Here is a 10,612-nt window from a genome sequence, read left to right on the forward strand (position 1 = left end):
TTTGAATTTAAAACGAAAGTGATGATGAAACGAATTAATTATTTTATTTTTGGATCCATTTTCTGGATTGCGGCGCCATCCCATGCGGAATTGATTATTAATGGTCAACCAGCTTCAGTTTCGACTTATAACAATAACTTAACAAAGCCAAGTGCTTACAGTTCCGAGAATAATTTTCAAGGTTGCTTGTCGAATTTACGTAGCCAAGCACTTGCTGCGGGGGTCAGTGCGAGCACTTATGACCGTTATACCCAAAATTTAACGCCTGATTATAGCGTGATTGATAAGTTGAATTATCAACCTGAATTTTCTACACCGATTTGGGATTATTTGTCGGGTCTGGTGGATGATGAGCGCGTGGAGATGGGGCGACAAAAATTAGTCCAACATCGTGAAGTATTGAATCGCGTTGCCCAAGCCTATGGTGTGCCTGCAGAAACGGTGGTGGCAGTTTGGGGTGTTGAAAGTAATTTTGGCAATATTTCAGGGAGTTATCCGTTATTACAGGCCTTAGGGACTTTAAGCTGTGAAGGACGCCGTCAAAGTTATTTCCGTGGTGAGTTTTTTGCCACCATGCGTATTATACAGCGTGGTGATTTAAGCGAAGAGCAATTACGCGGTTCGTGGGCAGGAGCATTTGGGCATACTCAGTTTATGCCGTCTACCTATGAAGAATTAGCGGTGGACTTCGATGGTGATGGGCGCCGTGATTTGGTATCGAGTACCTCAGATGCTTTGGCATCGACCGCCAATTTTCTAACTAAGCGTGGCTGGCAAACGGGCATGCCGTGGGGCTTTGAGGTAACGACACCTGCAAGCTTGTCCATGTCAGGTGAAGGGCGTCGTAATAAGAAAAGTTTGTCGTATTGGATGAGCCAAGGTGTGCAACGTGCGGATGGCAGTGCCTTAATTCAGGGAAATTTATCTGAAAGTACCCCAGCAGGATTGCTGGCACCAGCGGGTGAAAATGGTCCTAAGTTCTTGGTCTTTAAAAATTTTGATGCGATTTATAGTTATAACGCGGCAGAAAGTTATGCCTTAGCGATTGCACATTTATCCGATCGGTTACAGGGCAAGGGCGGGTTTCAACAAAGTTGGCCGACCAATGATGCAGGTACATCTCGCGCTGAACGCCGTGAAATTCAGCAATATTTGCTCAACCGCGGGTATGACATTGGTAAAGTCGATGGTTTGATTGGTGATAAAACCCGACAAGCAATTCGTGATGAACAGATTCGTCTGGGTTTAAGTCCGACAGGGCGTGCAGGGCAACAGACTTTACGCGCTTTCCGTAATGAAAATGCCAAATTAATGATGAAGTAAAAATAGAAAGATGACGGTGCTGCTGTACCGTCATCGCATTTCCGAGAGCTTATTCTGCTTCGATTGGATCGAGTTTCACCGCTTCTAGAATATCAAAAATCACAGTGGTGACATCCTGACTTAAATCACGGTTATTAAAAATTTCATGTGCAGTAATGGTGACATCTGTATCGCTTGGAAGTAGGCGTTGTTCTTCTTCAATCAGATGTTGAATCGGCAGCAAAGTCTGCTTGATTTCTAAATGCAAAATATCCTGAAATTCAATATTTTCATCTTCCAGTTCAATTTCTTGCTCATTGAAATACGGCAGGATAATAGAGTGGAGATAAGGCTGAATTTCAATAATATCAAACAATTCCAAATCACGAGTCTGTTCAATTGTGCTGATATGATCATTCACTTCAATGAGAATATGATAGTAACTCACATTGTTCTCCGCTCAGTTTGCTGTGTGGATGGTTCTATCACAATAGCATGAAATCCAATCTTTTGCTGCGCAAATCCAGCCAAAAGCCTTATAAAGTTTAAGGGTATTTTGCAAGAGGTTATTGCCGTTCAGCTAATAACTGTAAATCCGCAGCCCTGAGCCGAAAATGCTGTAAATCCTGTTCTCCAAGCATGGGATACATCAAGGCTTCTGGGTCATTATGATGTGCCAGTCCCAAGGCGTGTCCCAATTCATGCGCGATGGTGAGTCTTAAATCATCGCGCCCATCAAATTGATAGATTTCAATTTTATTGCCCATAAACACACCTTTATGAAATTCGCGTGCAGGAAAACGTTGCTGGGCTTGCACGATGTCCTGATTCAACTGTTGAATACTCAAGTTATGTTGATCAACCTGCTGATTAAAGCTCTGATTTTGCTGTTGATAGTAGTGAACTTCTTGTTCGAATTGGGCAATTCTTTGCTGCAATTGTTGTTGCTGATCGCGCAGATTTCGCTGTTGAGCAGCTGATCTGGCATCAGCAAACTGGCTTTGTAAGCGCTGATATTCAGTTTCTAATTGCTGTTTTTGTTGTGCTAAACGCTGCTGGTGAAATTCAAGCTGAACTCGTGCATGTTCAATATTGTCCGATGAGCGTCCAGTTTGATTCATGCTGTGATTCAGTTTTTGTTGAGTCTGTTTTAATGCATCTGCCACTTGTTGGCGTTGATCATAGATCAGTTCAATACTGAGCTTGGCATTCGGATCATAAACAAACAGATCTTGCTGTGTACCTTGCTGCCAGATGCTTAAGGCCTCTTGGCTCAGTTGAATGACTTGCTCTTGTGTGAGCCCAAAACGTGGATCCACATTGCCAATTTTAAAGCGTAAACGTTGATCAAAGGGATGTAGTATCCGATCCGACCAAGCGTTATAGCGTAATTGATAGTGTGCATGGCTTTGATAGCTGAGCCATAGCAAAGCCATGAAGAGTAGAGTAAGCCCAAGTCGATGCATAAATCATTTTTCTTTTTTATGTGTGCTTAATGTAGCGAAAAGTGCGTGGTGTGGAAATATGCTGCACCCAAAAATGAAAAGACCGCGCTTACGCGCGGTCTTTTCAATCTGACAAATTATTTTTTGTCATCTTTTACTTCAGTGAACTCAGCATCTACAACACCGTCGTCCGCTTTTTGTTGTTGACCCGCATCGCCACCTTGGAATGCATTTGGATCAAAACCTTGTGCGCCACCCGCTTGTTGAGCAGCTTCGTATGCACGTTGACTGATTGGCATAATGATGTTTTGCAGCGCTTCAGTTTTCGCTTTAATGTCTTCTACGTCATTTTCTTTCGTAGAAGCTTCAAGCTCAGAAACTGCAGTTTCAATTGCTGTTTTTTCATCAGCAGTCACTTGTTCGCCAAGATCTTTGATTGCTTTTTGCGCGCTAGAAACAAGTGCATCTGCTTCATTACGTGCTTTAGCAAGTTCTTCAAACTTACGATCTTCTTCCGCATTTGCTTCAGCATCTTTGATCATTGCTTCGATTTCAGCATCAGACAAACCTGAGTTTGCTTTGATCTGGATCGATTGCTCTTTACCAGTGCTCTTATCTTTAGCAGATACTTTCAAGATACCATCAGCGTTGATGTCGAACGATACTTCAATTTGTGGCACACCACGTGGCGCAGGTGGAATGTCACCTAACTGGAAGTTACCCAACAATTTGTTTTGTTGAGCCATCTTACGCTCACCTTGGTAAACCGAAATGTCTACAGCAGGCTGGTTGTCAGCAGCGGTAGAGAACACTTGAGATTTCTTCGCAGGAATCGTGGTGTTTTTCTCAATGATCGGAGTCAATACGCCGCCCATTGTTTCGATACCTAAAGTTAACGGTGTTACGTCAAGTAAAAGAACGTCAGTTTTGTCACCAGACAATACCGCACCTTGAATCGCAGCACCAATCGCAACCGCTTCGTCAGGGTTCACGTCTTTACGTGGTTCTTTACCAAAGAATTCTTCAACTTTCTGTTGAACCATTGGCATACGCGACTGACCACCCACCAAGATTACGTCAGAGATGTCAGAAGTCGAAAGACCCGCATCTTTAAGCGCGATACGGCAAGGCTCAATGGTACGAGCAACCAAGTCAGCTACTAAACCTTCAAGTTTTGCACGTGTTACGTTGATCACTAAGTGTTTAGGACCAGTCGCATCAGCCGTGATGTATGGAAGGTTGATTTCAGTAGCGTTAGAAGAAGAAAGCTCGATTTTTGCTTTTTCAGCAGCTTCTTTCAAACGTTGTAACGCAAGTGGATCATTCTTCAAGTTTACGCTTTGCTCTTTCTTAAATTCTTCAACCAAGAATTCGATCAACGCGTTGTCAAAGTCTTCACCGCCAAGGAAGGTATCACCATTGGTCGACAATACTTCGATTTGTTGGTCGCCATCAAGGTCTGCGATTTCAATGATCGATACGTCGAAAGTACCACCACCTAAGTCGTAAACCGCGATTTTACGGTCGCCTTCTTTTTTGTCCATACCGAACGCAAGTGCCGCAGCCGTTGGTTCGTTAATGATACGTTTAACATCAAGACCAGCAATTTTACCTGCGTCTTTCGTTGCTTGACGTTGTGCGTCGTTAAAGTAAGCAGGAACGGTAATTACGGCTTCAGTAACGGTTTCGCCCAAGTAATCTTCTGCAGTTTTCTTCATCTTTTTCAAGATTTCAGCAGAGATTTGTTGTGGTGCAAGTTTCTTGTCGTTAACTTCAACCCATGCATCACCATTGTCAGCTTTGATGATTTTGTAAGGTACGAGACCGATGTCTTTTTGTACCGCAGAATCTTCATAACGACGACCGATCAAACGTTTGATCGCGAATAATGTGTTTTTAGGGTTGGTTACTGCTTGACGTTTTGCAGATTGACCCACCAAGATTTCGCCATCTTTATACGCAATAATCGATGGAGTTGTGCGAGCGCCTTCAGCGTTCTCGATTACTTTAACTTTGTCGCCTTCAAGTACAGCAACACATGAGTTTGTAGTACCTAAGTCAATACCAATGATTTTAGCCATTAGATCTGTTCCTCAAAAATTTTTTGCAATGTTTTTGCTTGTTATCCGATATGAGAGCCGTTCAAAATTTTTCAAGTTGTTTTTCTGAAATTTTTTCACAAACTCCCGTATTTATAGGGTTTATGCGCCTACCATCACCATCGCAGGGCGAAGTAAACGACCATTTAAGGTGTAACCTTTCTGTAAAACTGTGCCAATTTCGTTGGCTTTGGCATTTGGATCAATACCAACCGCTTGGTGCAAATCTGCATTGAAACCATTTTGCGTATCTGCTTCGACCACACCAAATTTCTCAAGTGTCGTGAGTAAAGATTTCAACGTGAGTTTTACACCTTCAAGTACTGGCGTTTCTTCTGCACCAGCCGCTTGAATTGCACGCTCTAAATTGTCGACAGAGTCGAGTAATTCTTTGGCAAACTTTTCCAGCACCGTGTCTTTATGTTTTTCAGATTCGCGTTGAATGCGTTCTACGCTTTTCTGTGCTTCATAAACGGCATTGGCAGTGCGCGCTTTTTCCAGTTTTAGACTGTCTTCAAGCTTGCCGATTTGCGCCTGTAAATCTTCAACTGAAACGTCTGCTTGCTCGGTTTCAGCTTGAGTTTGCGCTGCTTGTTGATCCGCTTGCTCTTGTTGAAGGTCTTGAGCTTGTTCGTTTTGCTCAGTTGTCATTGATTTACTCCGTTTAAAAGGGTTTTTAAACATGTACAGTCCTTTGGCGTCAGTATTTACTGGTTAATTCTGAACTGCCATGAGTTGTGAAATTCATGATTAGTAAAAGAGTTCGGGGCAGGGATGGAAAATTCAAGTTGTCGGCTTGATTAAATTTGCACTATTTCTGTTTTTTTAAGCCAAATTGAAGTGTTGAGCCACAAATGCGATGAATTCTTGCGTTTTTTTACTTAAATGGCGACGTGATGAATACACCACAGACAATTGCATTTGCGGCAAGGCGTAGTCGGGTAGAATCTGATGGAGCCGCTTTTGATTTAGTTCAGCTTGTACCAGTGCGGCTGGCAACATGGCAATTCCTTGGGCGTGTTTACACAGTTCCAATAGGGCATAGGCATCGTTACTTTGAATCACACTGTTTAAGGCATAGTTTTGCGGTTTTTGGTTAATGGCATTCAAGGTCCAGACGGAATGCATGCTGTGATGTGTCAGACAGGTGTGTTGCAATAGTTGGTCGGGATGCTGAATTTCAGGCGCTTGAGCCAAATACTCAGGATGCGCACACAGTACCGAGTCGATGGGAAATAAGGGACGTGCAATTAAGCCTTCGGCAATTTTCGGACTGATGCGAAAAGCCAGATCAATCTGCGCTTCAATTAAATCGAGCGTGTCTTCGGTCACCACAATATCAAACTGTACAAATGGAAATTGCTGACGGAAGTGTTGAATACATTCGGCTAGACCATTTTGTAACAGGAACAGTCCCGTGGTCAGTCGAATCATTCCTGTTTGTTGCTGATCTTGAGTCATCTCCAGCAGCAGTTGCTGTTGTTGCAAAATATTTTCACAGTAATGCAGCGCTTGTTCACCAGCAGCCGTGAGCGAGATTTTACGAGTATTACGATGAAATAATCGGGCAGAAAAGTGATTTTCCAGATGCTCCAAATAGCGTGACACCATGGCGCGCGAAAAATTGAGCTGGTCTGCTGCTTTGGTCAAACTGCCTTGTTGGGCAATACAGACAAAGACCTGAATGGCTTTTAAGGTATCCATGTTTCTGATTATTGTTGCAATATTTGCAACAGTTTATCTTAATCTAGGTAGTTTATTCGGCAAAAACTGAAACTTATAGTATTCAGAATCGAATCTGAGATGAATACCATGCAAGCCAAGTTTTATGCTGTTGCCTTAACCGCCTTAGCATTGAGTTCTACTGCGTATGCGCAAGACTTAAAAATTCACACATATTTAGCTCAACCTGAACACTTTGGCGTGACGTCTACCCTGATTGAAGGAGACAAAGAAGTCATGCTGGTGAATGCTCAATTTTCTAAGTCTGAAGCGCTAAGAATCGCCGCGGATATTCTGGATCGAGGCAAAACCTTAAGCACGATTTTCGTCAGCTATGGTGATCCTGACTATTATTTTGGTTTGGATGTTTTCCAGCAGTATTTCCCTAAGGTGAAAATCATTGCAACGCCTGAAACCGTGCAACATATTCAGGCAACTCAGGCCTTGAAAGTGCAATACTGGGCACCACAAATGGGTGCAAATGCACCCAGCAAAATCATTGTACCTGAAGCATATACTGGTAAAACTTTAACGCTGGAAAATGAAGTCATTGCCATTAAAGGGCACAAGGAACTGACTTATTTATGGATTCCGAGTGCCAAAGCAGTGGTTGGGGGTATTCCAGTTTCATCGGGTATTCATTTATGGATGGCGGATACGCCAAATTCTCAAGATCGTGCTGAAGTGCTGAAGACATTAGAATCCATCAAAGGGCTTCAACCAGAAGTCGTTGTTCCTGCGCATATGCAGGCGGGTGCTGCAGAAGGTCTAAATGCGGTGAACTTTTCCATCGATTATTTAAAGCAGTATGAAATGGCCGTGAAAAAAAGCAAAAATGCTGCTGCGTTAGTTCAAAGCATGCAGCAACAATATCCTGATTTAACAGAGTCTAGTAGTCTGGAATTAGGCGCGAAAGTGGTTAAAGGCGAGATGAAATGGCCTTAATCCATTCATTAAGAGCAAAAAACGATCAAGTTAAACGAAATTAAATATTTCACAATTTTTACAGATTTTTTTAAGCTATACCTTAGCAATCGCTGCTGTAGTTTCTGATAGATTGATTCAGAATCTGTTTTTAAGCTTATTCAACCTCTGAATAAGCTTTTTTTTTGTGAAATTGCGCAGAACTGCAATGTTTTATAGCAATTGAATGTCAATCACGTTGCAATGCGTCGGTTGTGTGTTGGTTCCGCAACAATCATGACGTGTTTTATGACTAAACATGCCTCTGATTGATCTTGTTCTCAGGCTGATGATTGATGCTTGATGCAATTTAATTGAATAAAAATAGCAATTTGCAAGCTTTATGCTTTTTCTAATGACAAATTAAGTTTGAATCGGCCAGTTTAAAAAACATTGCAGAACGCCACCAATTCATAAAAAAACGTAACGGTAGATGTGTGCAAAGCCCAGTGAAAACATCAATCCTAGTTCTCGCAAAGCTGGAGCAAGGCTTTGTGTTTTTATTTTCAAAGGAACTCTGTATGAAAAAAGTCGGTTTATTTTCTATTTCTATGTTAGCTATTTCAGTGCTTGCAGTGGGTTGTGCTTCAAAAGATCCTGTACAAGCGACTGAAACAGCTCAAATGTCGACTGGGGCTGAAGTCGGTGCACAAGGACAAGTCGGAATTGCAGCGCAGGCAGATGGGTCTGCAAATATGAATGCTCCTCAGGCTCAAATGCAGGATATGCAGGCACAACCGCAATCGATGCAACAATAGTTGCGGGCTTGAGTTAATGCATATTTAGAGGAAAAGACAGTACTTGAATGAGGTGTACTGTCTGAGGCTCTTTCACTGCTTATATACTTTGTGCTTGTTATAGCTTTAAAGCTTTGTATTGATGATTTTGACTTGAACTTGCAGAAAGAGTGTTAATGACAATATGCTTAAAGCAGATTAGCTTTGTTGCAAAAGCCATAATTTAAGGTTGAGCTTTATTTTTTAAAGTTCACCGAAAGATAAAACAACAAGGAATAAGTCGTTTATGGGCGTATCAATACAAAAAGTCATGGAACAAAATCAAGGTACCGCAGCACGGTTGTTAGATAAGCTGCCCAATTTTGTACAGGAAAATATCGTCAAGGCCTTGGCTTATCCTTATCATTATCCCGAATTAGACTCTTTTCTTAAATGTTTAGTTGCCGTCCAGTATAAGCAAAATAAAACAGGCTTTATTTCGGCAGATGCCCAACACTCTCGTAAAGCCTTTGAATTACAGAGTCAACTTCTGGCGGGAAAATCGACAGCCATTAAACAAGTGGAAGATTTACGCTTACCTTTACACAGCGGCACCATCTTTGCGCGCCACTATCATCCAGCTCCCAATAAAAAACTGCCTATGTTGGTGTTCTATCATGGCGGAGGCTTTGTTGTGGGCAGTGTCGATAGTTATGATGAGGTCTGTCGTTTATTGGCGCGACATGCCAATGTACAGGTGCTTAGTATCGACTATCCATTGGCACCAGAAGCATCGCCGCATCAAATTGTCCAGAGTTGTGAAGATGCTTTGGCTTGGGTTTATCAAAACCGTAAACAGCTGAAGATTTTAAAAAATCGCATTGCAGTGGCAGGGGACAGTGCGGGCGGTAATTTAAGTGCAGTTGTGGCACAGCGTAGTGCGGGGAAAGCTTATGCACCGCATGCTCAATTTCTGATTTATCCAGCTTTAGACTTCAAAAGTCGTCATCCGTCCTTCTTTGCCTATAAAGATGGCTTGATCTTAACAGGTGATGATGTGGATACCGTGACTGCGCATTATGCAACGCAACATCAAGTCGCATTGGATGATCCGATTATTTCGCCAACCTATGGCAATTTAAAAAAGCTGGCAGCGGCCTTTGTGGTCACTGCAGGGCATGATGTACTGCATGATGAAGCGGAGATCTATGCGCATAAACTTCGACATCAGGGCGTAAACGTGGCTCACCATGATTATCCCAACATGACCCATGGGTTTATCAATCTCGCAGGTTTATCCAGTACTGCAAAAAAGAACTATATCGAGATGAGTCGCAAGTTCCGAAAATTTTGGGATAAGCACAGCTAAGACCGTGTTGGAATATAAGGAGAGGGTTTTATTTGAACCCTCCATAAGCTAGAGAATGTTGTATTTTTTGTTGGGTAGATCAATAAAAGAAAGGCAAAACTACCTGAAACTTGAGAGTTGTGCTAAATATAACCAACCATAAAATACATCATAGGAACCCCTAACATGTTAAAACAAAGCCTCGCGTTATTGACTGCCGCAACATTCAGTGTGTGTACATATGCAGCCAATACTCTGGTGGAAATGAAAACATCAATGGGAAATATTGAAATTGAGCTCTTTAATGATAAAGCACCAATTTCAGCAAAAAATTTTGAAGACTATGCAAAAGCAAATTTCTATAACGGCACTATTTTCCATCGTGTAATTCCAGGATTCATGATTCAGGGTGGTGGAATGGATGCCAACATGGTCGAAAAGCAAACCAAAGCACCGATCACCAACGAATCTTCAAATGGGTTGAAGAATACACGCGGCACATTGGCGATGGCGCGCACCAATAACCCCAATTCAGCCACCAGTCAGTTCTTTATTAACGTTGCAGACAATGATTTCTTAAATAAAGGCTCAATGAATGCTGGATATGCCGTCTTTGGTAAGGTGACAAAAGGGATGGATGTGGTCGATAAAATTGTAAAAGTGCCAACCACAAGCTATGGCATGCACCAAGATGTACCGCAACAACCTGTGAAAATTCTGAATGTGAGCGTTAAACAGGCAAACCCAACAAAATAATGAAAAAATGCAGCAGAAATATTTTATTCATATTTCTGCTGTAGAATTAGTAGTTTATGGTAATAAAAGTATAATAATGAACCAAATTGGTGCGTAAAAATACAACACTCATGAAAACAGCGAGTTAAAAGTGCTTGCAAGGGTTTTTATTTCCCCTATAATGCACCCATACCGACGAGATAGGCGGAAACGAGCGAAGCACGAAGTGCTGAGTTGTTTTAAATATCAAGTCCAGCATCTAATACTGACGAGGTATTAGGT

Annotated in this window: 10 protein-coding genes; 5 read left to right on the top strand and 5 right to left on the bottom strand. The window is 42.0% G+C overall.

What is annotated here, in order from left to right; genetic code table 11:
- Positions 1–24: 24 nt before the first annotated feature.
- Positions 25–1,323 carry a lytic murein transglycosylase gene (locus GWK51_RS15940; protein ID WP_161934454.1) on the top strand — a complete coding sequence of 433 codons (1,299 nt, stop codon included), beginning with the start codon at positions 25–27 and terminating at the stop codon, positions 1,321–1,323.
- A gap of 49 nt (positions 1,324–1,372) precedes the next feature.
- Here the strand turns inward: GWK51_RS15940 and GWK51_RS15945 are convergent, their stop codons facing one another.
- The 5 genes from GWK51_RS15945 to GWK51_RS15965 form a co-directional block, all read right to left on the bottom strand.
- Entirely contained in the window at positions 1,373–1,750 is a 378-nt protein-coding gene (locus tag GWK51_RS15945) for a hypothetical protein (protein WP_100242837.1), read from the bottom strand.
- A gap of 118 nt (positions 1,751–1,868) precedes the next feature.
- The gene (locus GWK51_RS15950) at positions 1,869–2,768 is read right to left on the bottom strand and encodes a matrixin family metalloprotease (RefSeq protein WP_161934447.1); all 900 of its coding nucleotides are present in this window, start codon (positions 2,766–2,768) and stop codon (positions 1,869–1,871) included.
- A 116-nt stretch (positions 2,769–2,884) separates the two neighbouring features.
- Positions 2,885–4,828, bottom strand: coding sequence for a molecular chaperone DnaK (gene dnaK / locus GWK51_RS15955; RefSeq protein WP_100242835.1), 1,944 nt, complete (start codon positions 4,826–4,828; stop codon positions 2,885–2,887).
- Between the two features lie 120 nt (positions 4,829–4,948).
- On the bottom strand, positions 4,949–5,497 hold the full coding sequence (gene grpE / locus GWK51_RS15960) for a nucleotide exchange factor GrpE (RefSeq protein WP_100242867.1): 549 nt from the start codon (positions 5,495–5,497) through the stop codon (positions 4,949–4,951).
- A 174-nt stretch (positions 5,498–5,671) separates the two neighbouring features.
- Positions 5,672–6,550 carry a LysR family transcriptional regulator gene (locus GWK51_RS15965; RefSeq protein WP_161934448.1) on the bottom strand — a complete coding sequence of 293 codons (879 nt, stop codon included), beginning with the start codon at positions 6,548–6,550 and terminating at the stop codon, positions 5,672–5,674.
- 108 nt (positions 6,551–6,658) lie between these two features.
- Here GWK51_RS15965 and GWK51_RS15970 point away from each other — a divergent pair, with 108 nt between their 5' ends.
- The 4 genes from GWK51_RS15970 (at position 6,659) to GWK51_RS15985 (ending at position 10,351) form a co-directional block, all read left to right on the top strand.
- On the top strand, positions 6,659–7,513 hold the full coding sequence (locus GWK51_RS15970) for an MBL fold metallo-hydrolase (RefSeq protein ID WP_161934455.1): 855 nt from the start codon (positions 6,659–6,661) through the stop codon (positions 7,511–7,513).
- 539 nt (positions 7,514–8,052) lie between these two features.
- Positions 8,053–8,289: a hypothetical protein gene (locus GWK51_RS15975; RefSeq protein WP_142769856.1), complete on the top strand. Its 237-nt coding sequence runs from the start codon at positions 8,053–8,055 to the stop codon at positions 8,287–8,289.
- Between the two features lie 265 nt (positions 8,290–8,554).
- The gene (locus GWK51_RS15980; RefSeq protein ID WP_161934449.1) at positions 8,555–9,616 is read left to right on the top strand and encodes an alpha/beta hydrolase; all 1,062 of its coding nucleotides are present in this window, start codon (positions 8,555–8,557) and stop codon (positions 9,614–9,616) included.
- A gap of 165 nt (positions 9,617–9,781) precedes the next feature.
- On the top strand, positions 9,782–10,351 hold the full coding sequence (locus tag GWK51_RS15985; protein ID WP_100242830.1) for a peptidylprolyl isomerase: 570 nt from the start codon (positions 9,782–9,784) through the stop codon (positions 10,349–10,351).
- Positions 10,352–10,612: the final 261 nt, after the last annotated feature.

It is taken from the genome of Acinetobacter kanungonis, from assembly GCF_009939195.1.
GTDB lineage: Bacteria > Pseudomonadota > Gammaproteobacteria > Pseudomonadales > Moraxellaceae > Acinetobacter > Acinetobacter kanungonis.

Coding starts and splice junctions, on each gene's coding strand:
- GWK51_RS15940 (WP_161934454.1), top strand. CDS start 25: ATGAAACGAATTAATTATTTTATTTTTGGATCCATTTTCTGGATTGCG.
- GWK51_RS15980 (WP_161934449.1), top strand. CDS start 8,555: ATGGGCGTATCAATACAAAAAGTCATGGAACAAAATCAAGGTACCGCA.
- GWK51_RS15970 (WP_161934455.1), top strand. CDS start 6,659: ATGCAAGCCAAGTTTTATGCTGTTGCCTTAACCGCCTTAGCATTGAGT.
- GWK51_RS15950 (WP_161934447.1), bottom strand. CDS start 2,768: ATGCATCGACTTGGGCTTACTCTACTCTTCATGGCTTTGCTATGGCTC.
- dnaK (WP_100242835.1), bottom strand. CDS start 4,828: ATGGCTAAAATCATTGGTATTGACTTAGGTACTACAAACTCATGTGTT.
- GWK51_RS15975 (WP_142769856.1), top strand. CDS start 8,053: ATGAAAAAAGTCGGTTTATTTTCTATTTCTATGTTAGCTATTTCAGTG.
- grpE (WP_100242867.1), bottom strand. CDS start 5,497: ATGACAACTGAGCAAAACGAACAAGCTCAAGACCTTCAACAAGAGCAA.
- GWK51_RS15965 (WP_161934448.1), bottom strand. CDS start 6,550: ATGGATACCTTAAAAGCCATTCAGGTCTTTGTCTGTATTGCCCAACAA.
- GWK51_RS15985 (WP_100242830.1), top strand. CDS start 9,782: ATGTTAAAACAAAGCCTCGCGTTATTGACTGCCGCAACATTCAGTGTG.